The following is a 19,732-nucleotide window of genomic DNA, read 5'->3' on the forward strand; positions in this document are numbered from 1 at the left end:
ATGTGTGGTTTTGCCGGATTTGTCAGCAAGGAAAGTGCTGTTGAGCCTGAGCAGGTACTCTCTGGTATGGGGCGGGCTATTGCGCATCGGGGGCCCGATGATGCAGGCCTCTGGCACCACCTCGACCTGGGTGCGGGTCTTGTCCACCGCCGTTTATCGATTCAGGATCTATCCCCCGCTGGCGCCCAGCCAATGGCCTCAGCCAGTGGGCGATATGTCATCGCGTTCAATGGCGAGGTATACAACTTCAGGCAGCTTCACTCGGAACTCGTCAAGCTGGGCTGCCAGTTCCGTGGTCACTCAGACACTGAAGTCATGCTGCATGCTATTGAGCAGTGGGGGTTGGTGCCCAGTTTGGCCAGGTTCTCAGGCATGTTTGCGTTTGCTCTGATTGATCTGCAAGAGAGAACGTTAGTACTTGCACGGGATCGCATGGGCGAAAAGCCCCTTTATTACGGTTATCAGGGCACCGTTCTGTTGTTCGGCTCGGAGTTGAAGGCGCTGCGCGCTCATCCGGCCTGGCAAGGTGGTGTGGACCAACAGGCGTTGGCGTTGTTGTTGCGCCATAACGTCATTCCAGCCCCCTGGAGCATTCACAAAGGTATTTTCAAGTTACCTCCTGCCTCAATGGTGACTTTCCAGCTGAACGCGGGGCACAGCAACCCTTTGCCGGAGCCCGAACGGTACTGGAGACTGGAAGAGTGTTTTGTTGAGAGCCCCCCGGGCAGCTTTGACGACGCCAGTCATCAGTTGGAGTCTCTCCTTGGCGATGTAGTTGAAGATCAGATGGTGTCGGATGTGCCGTTGGGCGCCTTCTTGTCTGGCGGCATTGATTCTTCAACGGTTGTGGCGCTGATGCAGGCAAGGGCAACGCAGCGGGTTAAAACGTTCAGTATCGGGTTTGATGAGGCCGGTTTTAATGAGGCGGAACACGCCGCCGAAGTGGCTCGCCATCTGGGTACCGAGCATACTGAGTTGTACGTTACTCCGAACGATGCACTGGGCCTGGTGCCCAGGCTGCCTGAACTTTACGATGAGCCGTTTGCAGACTCCTCCCAGCTGCCAACTTACCTGGTCAGCGAGATGACACGGAAGCACGTTACGGTGGCTTTGTCCGGAGACGGCGGAGATGAGCTTTTCTGTGGTTATACCCGCTACCCTTCGGTGCTGTCCCGGTGGCAAGGTCGCAACAGTCTCTCCGGCCTTGGAAGGCGAGCTGCGGCCGCCTTGCCGGAATCTCTGTCAGCAGCGGCTATTCGGGCACTTGTTCCCGCTCAACGTGGTCGCTCCGGGCTTGCGATACGCCATCGCCTGAAGGCGGAGCGGGCGTTGGCCCGGTCATCAAGTGTATCCGAGTTCTATCGCCAGTCCGTCTCATTCTGGGCGGAGCCGGAATGTTTCCGACAGGCAGTTCGCGAGCCTACCTATGGATTAACCCGGCCTTTACCTCCCGGGGTTCCGGAAGAGAGTCTGAAAACCCTCATGTGGCGGGATCTTAACTGGTACCTGCCGGATGACATTCTGGTGAAGGTCGACCGGGCCGCGATGGCCTGCAGCCTGGAAACGCGGATTCCCATGCTGGACCCGAAAGTGGTGGCCTTCGCGCTCTCGCTACCGTTGGACTATAACCTGAAAGGCGGGGTAGGAAAGCAGGTGCTTCGCAGTGTGCTGTTCCGGCACGTGCCCCGGGAGCTGGTGGATCGTCCAAAGCAGGGTTTTGCAGTGCCGGTCGGGCACTGGTTGCGTGGCCCACTGAGGCCCTGGGCGGAGTCGCTGCTTGCACCGTCCGTGTTTGGCAAGCAAGAGCTGCTTGATGAGTCTGTTGTAAACGCTTATTGGCAAGAGCACTTGCGGGGAAGGGAAGATTATTCTGCAGAGCTCTGGGGCATCCTGATGTTCCTGGCCTGGTTGGAGCACACTGGTGGCTGAAATCACACCCTACAACGATGAACTGCACCGGACACAGATTCTGGACCTGTTCTCGGATGTCGCTTTCAAGGGCGACATCTGGAGGTACCAGTTTGTTGAGAACCCCGGCGTCGTTAACCGGGGTTTTGATCCAGTCGTCGCTGTTGATCAGGGGCGGGTGATCGGGTTCAACGGGGTCGTGCCCGTGTCCATTACCTGGAGGGGCCAACCTATAGACGCCATGTGGAGTTGTGACTTCAAGGTTCGTTCAGATTATCGGGGCAAAGGCGTAGGTCGGCTGATTAAGGAAGATTTGGCGAAGAAGTCCTCGGTGCTGATGTCCTTCGGCATTAGCCCCGTGGCAGCGATTGTGTTGGAACGCATGGGGTGGCGTGCGAGCCACGACGTGCATTTCCTCAAACGGATATGCAGGCCCCGATCATTCAGGGACGTTGCTTTGATGGTCTATCAGTTTCTTGGCCGGCTTGGCGCGTCTACCGTGCCCAAATCCGGGCATGAATCCCGTGTTCGTGATGAACTCCCCGCACCAGCGGAAGTGGATGGCCTCTGGCAACGGAGTATGGGCGGTTACGATAAAACCGTGGTCCGGGATTGGCGCTACCTGGATTGGCGATACCAGAAACACCCGCTTGCGGAATACAAGTTTATTGAAATTCTCACCCCGGAGGGGCAGCTTGCGGCTATCGGTGTTGTTCGGGTTGACCAGCAACAGGCTCGCCTGGTGGATTACCTTGGGCCAGCCAAGGCGCTGCCGCTCAAGTATTTTCTGGTGAAAACCATGTTATCGACATGGCCCGAGCTGGCTGCCTATTCGGCTATGACCTCCGATGCGGAATTCAAGCAGGCGATGAGGTCTCTGGGCTTCTATCAAGGGCGCGAACAGCCGCGTTTCTTTGTATGGGCCTCGCCGCAAATGGCTGATGGCTCGAATCCTCGGCCGTGCAACCAGGGCTGGTTCATTATGGGCGGCGACTCTGATGGAGAATTGCTGCAGTCGGCCCGGGAATCCTGGAATCATCAAGTTACAAACAGGGACGACGTTTGATGTCGGTAAATAAACCGTTGATCAGCATTATTACACCAACGTACAACCGTGCGGATTTTATCGCTGAGGCTGTTGAAAGCGTGCTCGCCCAGACCTATCCCCATTTCGAGTTTCTGATTGTGGATGATGGTTCTACCGATCATACCGACAAAGTGCTTGAACCTTATCTCAACGATGAGCGCATAAGACTGTTCCGGCAGGAAAACCAGGGCCAGAGCGTGGCGCGGAACGTCGCTTTGGATGATGCAAAAGGGGAGTTCATCTGCTTTTTGGATTCAGACAACTATTGGCCGGCGGCTAAGCTGGAGCAGCAAGTCCGGATTTTTGAACAATACCCGGCTACCGATGTTCTGTACGGCGATAATGTGATTATCAATGAAGCCGGTGAGGAGCTGAGCCGGAACAATATGGCCCGCTACTCTGGCCATATTGCGCCCTACATGGTCAGGGATAATTGTGTGGCCATGAATACAACCATGGCGCGCCGCCGGTGCTTTGACGAGATGGGTGGAATGAGTGGCAAACGCCGGGTGGCCGATGATTACGATCTTTGGCTCCGGTTTTCCGCAAAGTATGAGTTTCGTTATGAGCCGGAGTACTGGGCCTGGTACCGGGTGATGGAGGACCAGATTTCTTCCGATAAAACGCGAAGGTTTCAGGTAAATGAGCAGATCATTCATGACTTCAGGAGGGATTTTCCTGATGCCATGAGTACCCGGGAGTTCAATCAGGGCTTCGCTCATTTCTATATCAGGAAGGGCCGTTATCTGGGAAGTAATGGGCAGAAGCGGGATGGGGTGAGGGAGTTGCTGAAGGCGGTGAAATACTCGCCGGCAGAGTTGAATGTGTGGCGCGCGTTTGCCGCTGTGCTACTGAAATAACAACGTAGATAAACCAGACACGGAAGTAAGGCGATTATGTCATCAAGGCCATTGGTGTCCGTTATTACTCCCACGTTTAACCGGGCAGATTACCTGCCGGTCGCGGTGGAGAGCGTTTTGGCCCAGACCATGCCGGATTTAGAACTGATCGTGATAGACGATGGTTCGACGGATAACACGGCAGCGGTAATGCAACCGTTCCTTGAAGACCCCCGCGTGCGGTACCTTGTACAAGATAATCAGGGCCAGAGTGCTGCACGCAACCGCGGGATTGAGGCTGCAAACGGTGAGTTTATCTGTTTTCTGGACTCGGACAATGCCTGGCTGGCAAGCAAGCTGGACAAAGCGCTTGAGGCATTCAGGGATAACCCCCAGGCCGACATTGTCTACGGCGACTACATCGTTATAGATGCGCAAGGAAAGGAGCAGGGCGTTAACCGGATGAAACGCTATACCGGGCGTATTACCCCCCAGCTAATCCAGGACAACTTCGTGAGCATGAACACCACCATGACTCGCCGGCGCTGTTTTGAGGAAATGGGTGGATTTGATAATGCCGATCGGCTGGCGGAAGACTATGGTCTCTGGTTGCGTTTTTCAACGTGCTATCAATTTTTGTATCTGCCTGAGGTCCTGGGATATTACCGTGTGATGGAGAACCAGATCTCCAGTGACAAAGACAGCCGTTTCATGGCTAACGAGCTTATAATCCGGCATTTCCTCGGCGCTTTTCCTCAGGCACTGAGCCGGCGTGAGGCTCGCCATGGGATGAGCCGGTTCCTGGTGCGTAAAGGGCGATACGAGCTTTCTCAAGGCCGGTATCGAACGGCGCTTAAAGAGCTGGCAAGGGCTGCCACGAACGATCCGTTTTGGTCTGGCCCTTGGCGGCTGGCCATCAAGATGCTGGTGAGCTCCGCGTCTCGGGGGCGAAAATGACGTTTACCGTTCGCAGGCTCTCAGAGGATGAGCTCTTTGGCCTCAAAACGAGCTGGGGAGAGCTGCTTGGCCGCAGCGATGCGGACCCGTTGTTTATGAGCTGGGCATGGCAGGTCTCCTGGTGGGAGACCTGGAGCCAGGCGCTGGAACTGGAACTGCTGTTATTGGGTGTCTACAGCGAGTCTGACGAACTGGTTGGTCTTGCTCCGTTGTATTTGAAGTCGGTCAGAACGCCTGTAGGCTGGCGGGTTCGTCGGCTCCATGTGATTGGTAACGCCTGGAAGCTCGGCCCTACTGTGCGGACCGAGTACGTTGGGCTGATTGTGGATCGCACACATCAAAAGCCTGTGATGAAGCGACTCGCCGATTGTCTGGCCGGGTTCGCCTGGGACGAGATGATTGTGGCGGATGCGTCGCCCAGATCCATGAATTTATTGGAGCCGGCCCTGTCAGAAAGTATGGATATAGCCCGATTGGTCAGGAGTGAAGCGGAAGGTGTCCTGGTTCCAGTTGAATCTGGCTACAGGCGCTGGTTGGAACGACTGGGAAAGAACACCCGCCTGAAGGCGTTCAACCGCCGAGCAGTGTTCGAAAGCGAAGTTGCAGGTGAATATGTTCCCTGGGACGACCCTGAGAGCTTTTTACAGGAGTTGAATCAGTTCCATCGTGAGCGTTGGGGCAAGCCTTGTTTTGACCGGCACGCGGTGCGCTTTCATCTGGCTTTCCTCAGCCGGTTGGGTAATGGCCAATTAGCCAGGCTTTCGGCGCTGACGGCCAAGGGGCAGGTAGTCTCAGTCCTCTACGATGTACAGGCAGGCAATCGTGTATACAATCTGCAGGCGGGCTTTATGGAGAGTTTCCACCCGAAACTATCGCTAGGCACACTGCATTTGGGCTACGCCATCGAAGCCGCATTCAATGATGACACCGTGATTGGATACGATTTACTGGCCGGTTCTGGCAAGAATACGTTCTACAAGAGCCGTTTTCAGGGCGAGCAGGTGGTTTTTACCACGGTGGAGTATGTTCGTTCCCCGGTGTTAAAACTGGCGTATGGTGCCCGGGCCTGTTTGCCCCAACAACTTGTGTCTTCCGTCAATCGATTTTTTCGTCTTTAGGCAGGTGTAGCGATGAGCAGGGAATGGATTCCGAGTCCGCAGGTAGTCAGGCAACTCTGGCCCTTTCTGGCGACCTTCTGCCTTATTGGTCTGGTTACCTTCCCGACGATTGAAGGGATTGTGTCACGCTGGCTTAAACTGGATGAGTCCTACTCTCACGGATTCTTGTTGGCCGCGGTTTCGCTGTTCCTGACTGCCCGGGCAGCAATGATCCATCCGGTTAAAGCCGGCTTTTATCCTTTTTGGCTGGTGCCGTTCATAGCGTGCTTTACGGTGTACTGGCTGGGTGGATTGATTCGCCTTCAGGCATTGCAGCAACTGGTGATGGTGCCCATGTTACTCAGCGCCTTCGCGGTATTGATGGGGTGGCGCCAGGTACGGTGGTTTCTGGTGCCCCTTGGGCTCCTGTTCCTGACCGTTCCGGTCTGGGACTTCCTTTCCTGGACGCTCCAGTTAATCACGGTCGCTGTTAATCAGTTCCTTCTCGGTTTTGCGAACATTGAGTTTGAGGTTGAAGGGGTCTTTGTTTACCTGATTGGTGTTGGCACCTTTGAGGTGGCGCACGGGTGTTCCGGCCTGCGTTATCTGCTGGTTGGGCAGGCGCTCGTACTGATTTACGGAGAGACGTATCTTTCCCGCCTGAGGTCGCGCGTCACCTTGTTCTGCCTCGGGGTCGCGTTTGCGTTGGTTGCGAATTGGATTCGCGTATTCGTTATTATCTATCTGGGTTATGAGACGAACATGCAGTCCAGCCTGATCGATGATCACGACAACTTCGGTTGGTGGGTGTTTGCCGGTACCCTGGTGCCACTCTACTTCATAGCACGACGTCTCGAAATCAAAGACGATTTGGCGATTGCGCAACAGAAGGCTGTGCAGCCGGAAATCATGACTCCGAGCGGAAATCCGGCCGTTGCCGTTGTGGTCATCATGATCGCGGGGTTTGCCACCTGGATTGCGCTGCCAGAGCGGACGTCGGCCGTCAGCGCTCAACCGGCGGCATTGGCCCTGGACCTGAGTGAACATTATGGGCCCGTATTCGGAGCGCAACTGGCGGGCTGGAGACCCCAGATACGCAACCCGGACCGTATGTATGTGCAAACGCTGTTTGACCGGGAAGAGGTCCGGGCGGGGCAGGGTGCTGAGGTGACGTATTATTTTGGGGTATTCACCTATGAATTCCAGAGGCACCGGGCAGAGCTGATTCAGTACAGTAATCGTTTGTACGATCGCGAGGTATGGACGCCTGAGCACTTTTTTCATGTTCCAACCTCGCTGGACATCCCGGTGCAGGGCATTACCTTGCGCAACCGCATGACAGGCCAGAGGATACATCTGGGCTATACCTACCTCGTACAGGGGCGGTGGGAAACCGATCAGTGGCGGGCCAAGCTGGCGCAGGTGTCAGGTTTTTTCAACCACCGTGATGATGCCAGTCTGCTGATTACCGCGGTTAATTGTGAGAACTGCAACGTTGAAGAGGCATTGACGGGTTTTATCGAACGGGCTTTTCCTGAGGCGCTCGCCCGGATTGATCTTGAGGTTGTTCGGCCAGTTCGTTGACGGCCTTTGTGAGACGGCTCAGGAACGCTTGGTGATTCAAAGCGTACCACAGGGTGGCACTGTGGGCTATGCGGTCCAAGTGCTCTGGCGATTCGCTGAGCGCTTTGTCTATGACCTTCTCCAGGCTGCGTTTTGAAACCTTGAACAGGGTGCCCAGCCGGAAAGGCTGGTTTTCCTCTGGCTCTGCAAGATAGCCGCGACACTCTTCAACCAGTTCATTCATCGGTGGGGCATCCGTAGTGACCGTTATGCATCCGTTTGCCAGCGCTTCAGCCAACACCTGCCCGTAACCTTCTACCTCTGATGGCAAAACCGCAAAGCGCGCCTTTTGCCACAGCATTTCTATTTCCTGATCGGTCAGATTGCTTGCGATTTCAATGTTATCGCTGCTGTAGTCCGAAGCTTTCAAGTGTTGGCTGATAACGATCAGTTTCGGCCACTCCGGATGTTGTAGCCAGCAATCCAGTACTGCACGCGTGCCTTTGAATTGGCTGTTGCCGGCTATGTGTATTGCCAGATTAGGGGCTTTATCTGCCAGCCTTGGGGAGGATGCTTTTTCGGTACCGGTAAACCCTAGATACGCCGCATTCGAGTGCAGGCGGGAAAATACTTCAACAGCGTGTCGGGTTTTACATTGAATACGGTCAACAAACCGAAGGTAAGGCAGGCGTGACTCAATAAACCATTCCTGATTGGGGATCAACCAGTGGGATTTGCCACGGTTGAGATAAGATAGCCTGATGTTTTCCAGGTGGATGACCAGATCCGCTCTGGCCTGACGTGGCGGTGTTCTCGCGATGGCTGCGCGAGTGGTGTAGTAAAGATTGCCGACACTACTTGGCAGATATCGGCTTAGCAGTCGATACCGGTAGTGGGATAGCCGGCTTTGCCATTCCGGTGTTGGTGGCAAATGTTCTACCTGACAAGCATGGCCCATGGATGTTATCGCCGACTGGAGAATGTCAGCATCCTTTGCTAACCCGCGCCCACTGCTAGCGTATACGATGAGTATGTCCATGGGTCACCACCAGAAAGAGAAAAGCCCTGCAAAGGCAGGGCTTTAAAGCGTAGCACAGAGTTGCATGTCAGGCTTTTTTACGGCCCTTCATACGCACTGCGATACCGGCCAGGCCGAGGCCCAACAGAGCCAGGGTGCCGGGCTCAGGGACTTTGGAGGCGCGAACCGCAATAACCATGTCATCGTGGTTGTCGTCGCCGATGTAGCCGTCATCCAGACTGATGATAAAGTAATCTTCTTCAACAAAGAACAGGTTGAAGTTGGTGCTGGAACTCGGGCTAGCAGTTCTGAACTGGCCACCGTTGTTGGCGTCGTTCACAATGTCCAGACCGGTTTGGATGGTGAATTTGAAGTCCAGAAGGGCTCCGAGGCCACCAGTGAAAACAGTGCTGAAAGTATCGTCAGGGGTGCTGTTGGTATCGAATACCAAGGTGTTACCCCAGTAGAACTGGTTGTTGTCAGAGGCTTCTTTACCGAGGTAGGTAAAGGTCAGCTTGAACGGATCTGCTGAGGTTGAGGTGAGGTTGTGCCCGAACAACACTGAGTCACCAACGCTATATAGCGGGGCGTCAGCAGTCCAGGTGCCGGCAACGCGGGTTGCGTAATCGTTATCGCCGGGTACGGTTTGCTCGGCGGCTGCGCCGGGGGCATTTCCGTTGGCAACGGCGTCAATGTAGGCTGCCTGTGCGAAACCGGAAAAACCAACTGCGGCTGCCAGTGCGATGCCTTGTGTAAGTTTGTTCATTTGAGTCACTCCTCCAGTGAGTGGTCGAATTTTTACAACACCCTTTAACCAAAGCAGATAGCGTGCCAGATTTTAACTCATTGATTTTAATGCATTAATTATTTCTTTAATCTGGGCGATGTAAATTAATTCGACGATCTGTCTTTTACTGCACACTGTACTGAACCGGATCTGACGGTTCGCTACTCAGTCCGTTGGTGTCAATCACCCTTATAGTGAAGTACCAATCTCCCGAGGAGAGCCCTTCTATCCTTGCTTCAGTTGTGCCCGCTGGAACCTCCAGGATCTGGGGCATGTTTGTTGGCGCTTGGCCGTAGTTGATCAAATACCCGGAGATTTCGCTGAGTGAGATACTGCTGCCGTCTACGCGTGTAAGGGGCGGGGTCCAGGATAGCGTGACACTGCCCGCGCTGGCGCCATTATCAGATGGTTCGCTGGTTACCGGCGCATCCGGTTCAGATACGGTCTCAAGTGTGTACGGGTGAAGTCCTGACTGGTAAGCCTGCAACACGGTAATACCGCTGTCATTAAAGACTTGATCGGCGACAGGTTGTAGCAGCGGTAAGCCGTATCGGAGCTTGTACAGGTCGTCTATGCCGTCGTTGAGTGAGCTGTCGCTGGAGGTGCTATCAAGAGAGAGGGCTTGCACCACGTTTTCCGGGTTAAGACTTTGCCCGGTGGCTGTATCGGATATCACCAGGCTCGCAGAGGCGTCCCATCCTGATTCGAAATATTCCATAGTAACCGCTACGGGTATCTCGGCCGGAAGGCTGGCTGTACTGGTATAGGTGGTGGCGGATTGGTTTTTCCACTGATTGATAACCAGATTGCCATCAAGGAAAAGGCGAACACCGTCATCCGTTCTTGTGGCAAACGTGTATTCGCGCGTGCCTTCCGTGTGCGGTGGAGTAAACCAGCCCTGCCACCGAATACTGAAATTATTATTGGGCATATTGGCAGACGGGCTGCCACTTCCCCAGTTGAAATTAATGGCGGTGTCTCGCTGGGTGTAAACAAAGCTGTCAAAGTTTACGCCTGTGAAATACTGGCCAACGTATCCTGGCTGGTAGGTTGCTTCAGGTGCAGGGAAATCCTCAGGATCCAGTGGGTTTGTGCCCGCCAGGTATTCCTCGAGTACGGAGTATCCGTCTCCATCCAGGTCTCGCGAGGCATCGGTTGGGTCTGTGGGATCAAGGCCGTAAGCGTATTCGTAACCATCGGGAATGCCATCGCCGTCGGTATCTGCAAGGTTGGGATCTGTGCGCGCCCAGAATTCATCCAGTGCTGTAAGCAGGTCTCCGTCGGTATCTGACATCGCATCCGTCGGGTCTGTCGGATCCAGGCCGTAATAGATTTCCCAGTTGTCGTAGAGGCCATCACCATCTTCATCCAGCGGTGGATATTGGGCGTTATACGACAAGCCCTTTTCACCATCGAAAAATCCGAGACGGTAGCCGAGTTCATAGGCTTCTTCGGTGGTCAGTTCCGGTTGGGTGCCCGGGGTTGTCTGCGCAAAACTGTGCAGGAAAGGGCCATCGATCACCTGTTGATTCAGCCCGGGTCCGGACCAGGCCACGGTAAAGTGGTCATCCCAGCCGCCTTCTTTGTGCCTCAGCTCGAAATAGTATTTTTGTCCGGCTTCGAGGTAATGAATGCCTGAGGTTTGCGAGCTGTAGCGAGTGAAATTATCGAGCGGGGTCGCCATGGTTGAGGCGATTCGAACGATATCTTCCGGAGACTGCGAAGGGGAGAGCCAGAGTTGAGTTTCGTCGTCACCTGCAATGTAGAAGGTGTATTCACCCGTTGCGGGGGGTTCTAAATAGCCACGAATCAAGGTGCCGTAATTGTTGGCCCGGTTGGCTGCGCGCCTTAATTGGTTGAGTTCTGTAATTTCGTCAGGTGAGTCCGGGAATTTCTCGGCGTCTATCATGCTTTGAACGTTGTTGCCTGATATGCCATCAAAGTACCAGACGTCGACTTTTCCCGGTTCGCTGACTTCGGGAATGGCAGCAGTGGGTGGTAACTTTTCAATGTCCCGAAACTGCCAACTCTGGCAACCACCGAGAAAAACCACCACTACACCGAGGCCGAGAATCTTCTTGGCAGCCATAACTCACCTTCCTTGCGCAACGATACATTGTGTAAAGTATTGTTGCAGTGTGTTAGGGCTGCCACCGAGTCTTAGGAACGTTTCGCTATCTGCCTACCGCGCTTATAGCGTTAAGCTCTGTCAGGCCTCGTTATCCAGCTTGGTCAGAATTCGCCTGGCGTCGTCATCCCTGCCGGCTGCCCTGTAGGCCTCCACCAGATGCATGGCAATTTCGCGGGAGCCTGGGTCCAGCTCGTGCGCTTTCTCAAGCACGACAAGGCTTTGTTGTTGCTCACCGGATTCAAACAGTATCCAGCCATAGGTATCCACCACCGCTGCGCTGTCGGGGACCAGTTCGTAGGCTTTCCTGGCAGTGTCCAGGGCCCGATTATCACCCGTTTCGTAATACAACCATGCCAGGTTGTTAAGGGCTACCGCATTGGTCGGGCTGAGTGATACCAGCTGTTCGTAACTCGCCTTGGCTTTGTCTTGTTGGCCCGTCTGCTGATGTGCCATGGCCAGGCTGAGCATGATTCTGGTGTTGTTCGGGAACTGCTCCATGGCCTGTTCAAGAGACTCCAGGGCCGCGGTGGGCTGGCCTGCACTACTGAGTGCTCTGGCTCGGACAACTTGCAGCTCTGGGGTGTTTCGTTTGGTGAGTGCGAGCTGATAGAGCTCAGCGGCTTGTTGGTGTTCTCCCTGGCTCTCGTAATAGCTGGCTTCCAGCTGATACGGGCCTGGGGATTCGGGGTTGTGCTGTTTTGCGTCCCTCAGAGCGTCCCTGGCGGCAGCGGTATTGCCATTACGGAATTCGATAGAGGCCACTTTCAGGGCCATGTCTTCGTTATCCGGGAACAAGGTGCGGCCCCGATTGAGTATCTGTAGCGCCCGTTCGGTTTGTCCACGCTGTACCATTTGCGTTGCAATACCGTCGTACACTGTGGCGACCAGTGGCTCGGTGGGAGATGGCGCATCCGCTTGCTGCCGCTCCACCAGCTGGGCAGTGAGTTCGTCGGCTTCGGAGGTGTTGTTCTCAATGAGTGCTGTCTCAAGAAGAATCAGGCGCGGCCCTGCCGCTTCCGGGTTGTCCTCGCGTATGCTTCGCATCAACTCGGTTAGGTCGTCTCTGGGCAGGAGGTTGGCAATTGCTTGCAGTGCTCCGCGGTTGTCGGGCGCCAGCCTTACGGCCTGAGTATAGAGTTCTCGGGCGGTGTCATTATCATCGCGCAACCGGGCCAGGTTACCGAGCCCTACCAGAGGCGTCGGGTTGTCGGGTGCCGCTTTGTGTGCCTGCTCGAAGAACTTCCGGGCGTTGTCCATGTTCCCGGTATTGCCGGCCAGGTTGCCTTTTGCAATCAAAGCGGCCACGTTGGCCGGCTCTTTGCTTAACAGGTCGTCCAAGGCCTTATGTGCGGCGTCGGGATTGCCCGAGGCCATCTGCGCCTGGCTCACTAGTATCGTGGCCTGGGTCGATTCAGGAGCCTCTGCTGGAATCTGGCGCGCCTGGCGGATGGCGGCCTCGTAGTCCTCGCGCTGGGCAAGGTAGGTGGCGTAGCGCAGCCGAAGATTGTGGTTATCCGGTTGCAGTTCGAGGGCCCTGTTGATGAGCTGGCGGCCACTCTGGTCGTCACCGCTGGCGAGAGAAGCGATGCCAACCAGAGCCAGAGTTTGTGGGTCGCTGTCGCGATCCTTGAGGTCGTCAAGCAGTGTTTTGGCGCCCTGGGGGTCTCGCATGGAGATTCTGGTTGCGGCCAGAAGCTTGCGAACACCGTCGGTGTCGTTCATCTCCGCGAGGGGTTCCAGCAGGCTGGCGGCTTCTTCAGTGCGGCCCTGCCGGAAACGGATAACGCCCAGCATCAGGGCACTTTGCTGGTGCCCGGGCGCCTGGTTCAGCACTTCCTGTAAAAAGCGAGCAGCGGTATCGAGATCTCCATCGTTATAGGCGGCGGCTGCAGCTTCAAGGTTGCTCTTGATGGTTCCGGGCCCGGACTTGGCAAGGATTTCTTCATAAACAAAGGCTTCTGCTGATTTGCCTTGCTGGCGAAGAACCGTTACCAGAGCTGAGATGGTCTGGTACTTTCGGTAGGTCATCACGTCGTACTGGCCAATCGTTTCCAGTGCGCGGATATAGTTTTGCTCTGCCTCGGCCCATTGTTCCTGTGAGTGGGCGAGTTGTGCTTTCCATAGCCAGATGTCTTCATGGTCAGAATCGATGGTTTCTGCCTGGCTGAGCAGTTCGCGGGCTTTGGCAATGTCGCCCCGGGCGGCGGCGATTCTGGATAATCCGACCGCGGCGGTGACATTCTGATCATTGCGTTGAAGGGCGTCAGTATAGGCTGTCTCGGCCCGACCAAAATCCCCGGCCGATAACCAGGCCTGGCCCCTCAGGTTATCCGCCTTGAGTTCCTGGTCCCGAGAGGGTGAGCTAATCTGATCCAGCGCCTGGACAGCTTCTGCGGTTTTTCCCTGCAATATCCTTGATTCCGCGCGGATTAACGCGGCCTGGTTCATCTGGGGCTGGGTAAGGGCGTCTTCGGACCGGTTCTCCAGGAATTGGTCAAGCTGGCGCTCGGCGTTAACAGCATCTCCTGCGGTCAGCAGGTTGTTGATGATGACGAAGTAGGGATCAACGCGCTCAGGTTGCATCTGGATGGCGCTGCGAGCCTCAATAGTGCTCGCTCTTAACTCCCCCTGGCGTTGGAAGAACCGCGCCTGGTCAAGGTGGCTGATATACTGGATGTCATCCTGTGACATGTCCGGCTCGCTGTTGCAGCCAGTCAGGCTTAACGCGATGGCAGCCGAAAGCAGCGACACTCTTACAACGTTACTGATTTTCATGCCCTGTTCCTTCCTTTTATCGGGGTCTTGTTCTGAATCCGTTGGGGTTGGTCACACACCGCTTGTCGCGGTGGAGGTCTCAATCCGGTATTTGTCTGTGAGGTTATAGAGCGTTGGGCGGGTGACCCCCAGCAGTCTCGAAGCCTGCGCCATATTAAAGTTGCTGGTGGTCAACGCCTGTATGATCGCTTTACGTTCCGCCGCTTCACGAACCTGGCGAAGGTTTAGCTGGTAGTCAGCTTCACAGCCGTCGGCGGGGAGCACCAGGTCGTCTGCGGTAATCCGTTTGCCGTCAGCCATAATGATGGCCCGTTTCACTTTGTTGATCATCTCCCGCACGTTCCCTGGCCATCCATAGGCATTAATGGCCTGTGCAGCGTCTTCGGAGAAACACAGGTTGGGCCGGTCGAGCTGCTTGCCCAGGGTTTTCAGCAACGACTGGGCTATTACCAGAGCATCGCCTTCACGTTCCCGCAGGGCTGGCACATCCAGGGTGATTTCACTGATCCGGTAGTAAAGGTCTTCCCTGAACTCTCCCTGGCTGATCAGGTCCTGAACATTTCTATGGGTCGCGCAGACCACCCGGACGTCTACCGGTATGGGTTTGACTGAACCCACTCTGTCTACCACTCGTTCCTGCAGGAACCGCAACAGTTTTGCTTGCAGGGCCATGGGCATGTCGCCGATCTCATCGAGGAACAGGGTTCCCCCATTGGCGCTTTCAATTTTGCCTTTCTTCGATTGCGTCGCGCCGGTAAACGATCCCTTTTCAAAGCCGAACAGCTCACTTTCCAGAAGGTTCTCCGGGATGGCGGCACAGTTGATGGCGGCAAAGGGTTTGTCAGCCCGGTGGCTGAGATCGTGTAGTGCCCTGGCCAGCAGTTCCTTGCCAGTGCCGGTTTCTCCGGTAATCAGAGTAGTAACGTCTGCAGGGGCGACTTTTTCAACCGTACGGCAGATAGCGAGCATTTCACGGCTGGCGGCAACAATGCCTTTGATGGTGGTGCCGTTGCCCTGGCTGGCCAGTTCACGGTTCTCTCTTTCAAGCTCTGCAAGCCGGAACGCGCGGTTGACCACGAAGGTGAGGATGTCGGCATCCAGCGGTTTCTGGTAGAAATCCGATGCGCCCATGCCAATAGCTTTAACTGCGTTTTCTTTATCTTCCCGGCCGGTCACCACAATGACTTTGGTCATGGGGGCCAGGCGTAAAATGTCTTCCAGAAGCGCAAAGCCCTCGGATGCTCCGCCTGGGTCGGGCGGCAAGCCTAGGTCCAGAGTAATAACTTGGGGTTCAAGGCGCCGAAGGGCCGTGAGAGCGGCCTCACGGTCTGATGCAACAGATACATCAATGTCGTCGCTGAAACACCAGCGCATCTGGCTCTGCAGGCCGGGGTCGTCTTCTACAATCAGTAGCTGCTTCACAACAACACTCAATCCTTTGGTCTGTGTACGGCGCGGCTGCCACCATTGGCTGAACCGGCATTTCCATGGTTATGATTCTTAACTGAACATTGACACTTTGCAATGCTGATTCATAAAAATACCTTCGGGCGACGATTAGTTGACGGTTTTCTGTGGTTGTACGGTTTCCTGAATTGGCACACTCGGGGCCGCAGCCCGTATTTCGGCTTCGGACGTGAGCAGAGGAATCCTGACGGAAAAGCAAGACCCAACGCCTGGCTCACTGGTGACATCAATATTGCCGCCTAATTCCTGAATGTATTCTCTGGCCTGGTAGGCGCCAATTCCCATGCCGGTAAGGCCCTTGGTGCTCTCGAATGGTTTGAACAGCTGGCTGCGGATGAAGTCGTCGGTCATGCCGGTGCCCGTGTCCTGAATGAAGATCACAACATTGCCTTTGGCGGTTTTAAGATTGATGGATATGTCGCCGTTTGCCGGGGTTGCGTCCTGGGCATTCTGCAACAGGTGGCCGAGCACGCTCCGCAGCTGTTCTTTATCCGCAGACACAAAGATGTTGTCTGGGCTGCCTTGCAGGGATGGTGCAGGCGCCCGATGGCTGTGATGGGCGATCAGCTCCTGGACCAGTTCGGTCAGGTTTATCGGGCTCCGGTTTTCTTCTGCCGGGTTGGAAGGTTTACGAATGTGGTCCACGAGGTTGGCCATTTTGCGTACTGCGTGGTCTGTGGTGGCGATCATGTCGTCGATAAACGCCGGGTTGTTCCGATGCTTGGGGGCGTTTTTAACCAGCAGCGACAGCTGTGCAATCAGGGTTTTCAAGTCGTGCACCATAAATGCTGAGGCTTTACTCACAGCCTCGAACTGCATGGCCCGCGAGAGGCGGTTCTGGGCATCCATCTGGGCGAGCAGGTTACAGGTCTGTCGGGCTACCACTTTGATAAGGTCGAAGTTTTCCCAGTTCAACTCAACTTTCGAATAGGGGCGCCCCACCATGGCAACGCCGTAAAGCTCGTTGCCAAGGTACAGGGGAATAATCAGCCAGGCGTCTGGGGTGTTGGTGATGGGGTCAGGAATCTCGAGCAGGTTGTAGCTTATCGGGTCGGACCGGTATTCGTTCAGATCAATAATCCACTCCCGATCCGTGAAAAAACGGACCAGTTCCGAATCACTATCGATAATGGTGTATTTGGGCGTGGCGAGGTTCACGCTCGCATTCAGCAGGTAGTCGCCCTGGTCGCTGCGAAGCCAGATGGCGCCAGCGTTGCTCTCCACCAGGCCTGCGAGAATTCGGATTACTCGCTCGGGCAGGGGAGGGTCATTGCTCAGGTCGGCCAGTTCACGGGTCATTCTCAGCCATTCGTTCCGGTAATCGTACTTGTAGTCGAAAAAGTTCTGGCTGATGAACACCATCAGCTTGGCCCGGATTCGCCTCGACAATAACAGGGTGACCAGAAATGCCAGGGAAACGCTGATGAACAGCACCTGCATGGCTTCGCCCCACGCTCCGCCCAGGGCGCGAACGTAGTATCCACCTACGGCAAGGAACAACAGGTACCCGCCGGCGAACAGGAAGGTGCCCACATGGAATACCGCGGAGCGCGAAAGCTGGAAATCCACCGGTTGTTTGCGGGTATTGATAATGTTGACGGCAAACAGCGGCATTAATGCAGCGTTGACGAAGCCCCTGGCATTCCAGAACGAATCGGCGACTTTGCCGAACAGCAGGGCATCGGCGTACATGAAGAAGTCAAAGGTGAAGATGGTGGCAACACCAATGCAGAGGTACTTCATGGAGGACCGGCCAAAGCCGGGGGCGTTGCGCCAGATCTGTTCCACCAGTGACAGCCCGAGCAGGGCCAGAGCGATTTGCCCGATGACTTTGGTTTTGCCATCCAGCAGGGCGAGGCCAAGGATAAATTCAAGGCTGCCCAGGGTCAGCAGGGTTGCGATCAGTATGAAGAGGGAGGCGCCAAGCACTTTTTTGAGCTGGCTGGCGAGCTTGCCCTGGCGAAAAGCGTCCCGAAGCATGGCGAACAGCAGCAGGATCCAGGCGGTATCTCTGAGCAATTCAAGCAGGTAACGTACGAAAAAGCCGGGGTGCCCCCAAAGGCTCTGGGAGACCAGGGTGCTTGCCCACAAGGTGGTGACCAACGCCGCAAGGAAGAGGGCGCGGTCAAGATCCCTTCGCAGATAACGTGTCGCGATCAGCACAGACAGCACCGCGAACAAGGCTGCCGCCGCACCGTAGCTGATCACGCTGATGTCCCTGAGCATTCGGTCTTTCCTTGAACCTGGGTTCTGTACTTATTCTGTACAGGGTAGCTCTGAACTCCCGGTTCCGTCTACGGGTATCGGCGTTTTCCCGGCCTGGTTCACACTGGCCGTTTGTTGTCCTGATAGTAACGGAAAATATCTGTCAACTGACGTTTGGGGGTAAATCCGAACTCCCGGGCAAAGGCCCGGCCATCAATCACCACTGGGTACTTGAAGAACGCCATCAGGTAAGTCGGGAAGCTCCTGAGGTTCAGAATTCTTGAAATCGCCTTGGGAACGACGGGTGGAATGGATGGCAGTGGAATGCGCTGGCATCCGCAAAGTTTCAAGGCCTGTTGATAGGCTACCCAATCCTGGGGGGCGACGTTGAACACGCCTTTTACGGGTTTGTTCCAGGCCAGTACGATGGCATCTGCCATGTCGTCTATGTGGATGAATTGCATCATCGGCGAGAAGCCGGCCAGCACCGGAGCCCGGGAGCTGCCGAGCAGTGAGCTCATGGAATTTCGCACACCGGGGCCCACGATGTTGCATGGCCGAAGAATGGTGATGTTCAGCTCCGGATAGCGCCAGAGGTAAATGTTGGCCAGGTTCTCCAGTTCCACGGAATCCACAAGATCCGCGCTCAGGCCCGCGCTTTTGAGGGGGGCGGATTCATCAATCAGGGCCGGGTTGTAGGCGACGGCGCCGTATACGTGGTAAGTGGAGAGAACAATCACCCGGCGAATGCCGTACTTCTGGGAAAGATCCAGCAACTTCTGCGTGCCCAGCACGTTGGCGTTATAGCGGCGCATGCGGGTGAGCTGGCTGGACAGTATCCGGCCCAGGTGGATCACGCCGTCAAACTGATATCGCCTGAACAGGTCCTCGAAAACCCGCTTGTTGAAGTCGATGCAATAGCTGGGGATGTCGTCTCCCAGATACACCTGCTCACGGAAATCGACGGCGACCAGGTCGCAGGTTTCCCTGAGGCGGCTGATGACTTGTTGAGCCAGGGCGCCGGCGGCACCAGTCACGAGGATGTGGGGTCTTCGTTTGGTGGTCATCAGAACAGCCTTTTCCTTTCACTAAGCCCTTTGTCGATCAATCGGCTGATTTCAGCCTTGACGGCTTCCACCCGCTCGGTCACCTGTTCTTCCGGGATTTCGGTATTGTCGAAATGCATGGGTGGGCCGAAGTTCAGGTGTACCTTGGCCGGAAGAATCACGGGCAGTGCCACCGGAACGTAGGGCACGCCCAGTGCATTGGCCAGTGGCTTTATATTGGCAATGGCAGGGATGGTTTCCTCGCAACCCACCACACCTACCGGAACAATCGTCGCGTTGTATTTCATGGCCAAATGCATGAAGCCGTTGCCGAACCGCTTGAGCTGGTACCGATCACGGTACAGTTTGCCGGAGCCGCGAACCCCTTCGGGAAAGACGATCACCGCTTCATTGTTTTCCAGCATCTTGGCGCAATTGACCGGGTCCCCAAGAACGGCGCCCATCTCATTGAGCAGGTTGCCCAGCCAGGGCACGGTGGGAAAGAACCGCTCGATCATGGCCCGGGGAATGCGGGGGTTGTCTTTTCGTGATGCCAAAGCATAGCCGATAAGGAGGCCATCCAGGGGGAGCTGGCCGGAATGGTTGGCAATGATCAGAACCGGGCCTTCGGCGGGCACATTGTCAACGCCAGAGGCCTGAACACGAAAGTACTTCTCGTAGATCTGCCGGGTAAGGGAGAAGCCGTACTTGATGGCCTCGTTGTTATAACCCCAGGGGTCGTAGCCCAGGGAACCGATTGGCTTGCGTATTCGCTCTATCTGCTGGTCCAGTTCGGCTGGTACCAGTCTGGATTTGAGAAACGATGCCAGGCCCATGCCTGCTCCCTGTCTG

General features: G+C 55.6%; 14 protein-coding genes. 6 read left to right on the plus strand and 8 right to left on the minus strand.

The window, feature by feature from the left end; translation table 11 throughout:
* From asnB to xrt, 6 genes are read left to right on the plus strand one after another with little or no spacing between them, the layout of a single operon-like run.
* The gene (gene asnB / locus J122_RS03130) at positions 1–1,929 is read left to right on the plus strand and encodes an asparagine synthase (glutamine-hydrolyzing) (protein ID WP_061331078.1); all 1,929 of its coding nucleotides are present in this window, start codon (positions 1–3) and stop codon (positions 1,927–1,929) included.
* A complete protein-coding gene (locus tag J122_RS03135; protein WP_061331079.1) occupies positions 1,922–2,974 on the plus strand; it encodes a GNAT family N-acetyltransferase in 1,053 nt (350 codons plus the stop codon). The genes asnB and J122_RS03135 overlap by 8 nt, the downstream gene beginning before the upstream one ends.
* A complete protein-coding gene (locus tag J122_RS03140; protein ID WP_061331080.1) occupies positions 2,974–3,855 on the plus strand; it encodes a glycosyltransferase family 2 protein in 882 nt (293 codons plus the stop codon). Before J122_RS03135 ends, J122_RS03140 begins: the two co-directional genes overlap by 1 nt.
* Positions 3,856–3,891: 36 nt before the next feature.
* Positions 3,892–4,791 (plus strand): glycosyltransferase, encoded by a 900-nt coding sequence (locus J122_RS03145; protein ID WP_061331081.1) that lies wholly within the window; start codon positions 3,892–3,894, stop codon positions 4,789–4,791.
* Complete coding sequence (locus J122_RS03150) at positions 4,788–5,909, plus strand: GNAT family N-acetyltransferase (protein ID WP_061331082.1); 1,122 nt, start codon at positions 4,788–4,790, stop codon at positions 5,907–5,909. Before J122_RS03145 ends, J122_RS03150 begins: the two co-directional genes overlap by 4 nt.
* Positions 5,910–5,921: 12 nt before the next feature.
* On the plus strand, positions 5,922–7,472 hold the full coding sequence (xrt, locus tag J122_RS03155) for an exosortase (protein ID WP_061331083.1): 1,551 nt from the start codon (positions 5,922–5,924) through the stop codon (positions 7,470–7,472).
* On the opposite strand, the gene J122_RS03160 is transcribed toward xrt, so the two are convergent.
* The 8 genes from J122_RS03160 to J122_RS03195 form a co-directional block, all read right to left on the minus strand.
* Entirely contained in the window at positions 7,405–8,490 is a 1,086-nt protein-coding gene (locus tag J122_RS03160; RefSeq protein WP_061331084.1) for a glycosyltransferase, read from the minus strand. The two genes, xrt and J122_RS03160, sit on opposite strands and share 68 nt — an antisense overlap.
* 67 nt (positions 8,491–8,557) lie before the next feature.
* Positions 8,558–9,235, minus strand: a complete 678-nt coding sequence (locus J122_RS03165) for a PEP-CTERM sorting domain-containing protein (RefSeq protein WP_061331085.1) — start codon at positions 9,233–9,235, stop codon at positions 8,558–8,560.
* A 145-nt stretch (positions 9,236–9,380) separates the two neighbouring features.
* Complete coding sequence (locus J122_RS03170; RefSeq protein WP_061331086.1) at positions 9,381–11,345, minus strand: PA14 domain-containing protein; 1,965 nt, start codon at positions 11,343–11,345, stop codon at positions 9,381–9,383.
* Between the two features lie 120 nt (positions 11,346–11,465).
* The gene (locus J122_RS03175) at positions 11,466–14,162 is read right to left on the minus strand and encodes a tetratricopeptide repeat protein (protein WP_061331087.1); all 2,697 of its coding nucleotides are present in this window, start codon (positions 14,160–14,162) and stop codon (positions 11,466–11,468) included.
* A 51-nt stretch (positions 14,163–14,213) separates the two neighbouring features.
* Positions 14,214–15,584: a PEP-CTERM-box response regulator transcription factor gene (gene prsR, locus J122_RS03180; protein ID WP_061331088.1), complete on the minus strand. Its 1,371-nt coding sequence runs from the start codon at positions 15,582–15,584 to the stop codon at positions 14,214–14,216.
* 135 nt (positions 15,585–15,719) lie between these two features.
* On the minus strand, positions 15,720–17,855 hold the full coding sequence (gene prsK / locus J122_RS03185; RefSeq protein ID WP_061331089.1) for an XrtA/PEP-CTERM system histidine kinase PrsK: 2,136 nt from the start codon (positions 17,853–17,855) through the stop codon (positions 15,720–15,722).
* A gap of 98 nt (positions 17,856–17,953) precedes the next feature.
* Complete coding sequence (locus J122_RS03190) at positions 17,954–18,901, minus strand: SDR family oxidoreductase (protein ID WP_061331090.1); 948 nt, start codon at positions 18,899–18,901, stop codon at positions 17,954–17,956.
* A complete protein-coding gene (locus tag J122_RS03195) occupies positions 18,901–19,716 on the minus strand; it encodes a lysophospholipid acyltransferase family protein (RefSeq protein WP_058089657.1) in 816 nt (271 codons plus the stop codon). Before J122_RS03195 ends, J122_RS03190 begins: the two co-directional genes overlap by 1 nt.
* Positions 19,717–19,732: the final 16 nt, after the last annotated feature.

The sequence above is a fragment of the Marinobacter excellens LAMA 842 genome (assembly GCF_001574445.1).
GTDB classification, from domain to species: Bacteria; Pseudomonadota; Gammaproteobacteria; order Pseudomonadales; family Oleiphilaceae; genus Marinobacter; species Marinobacter shengliensis.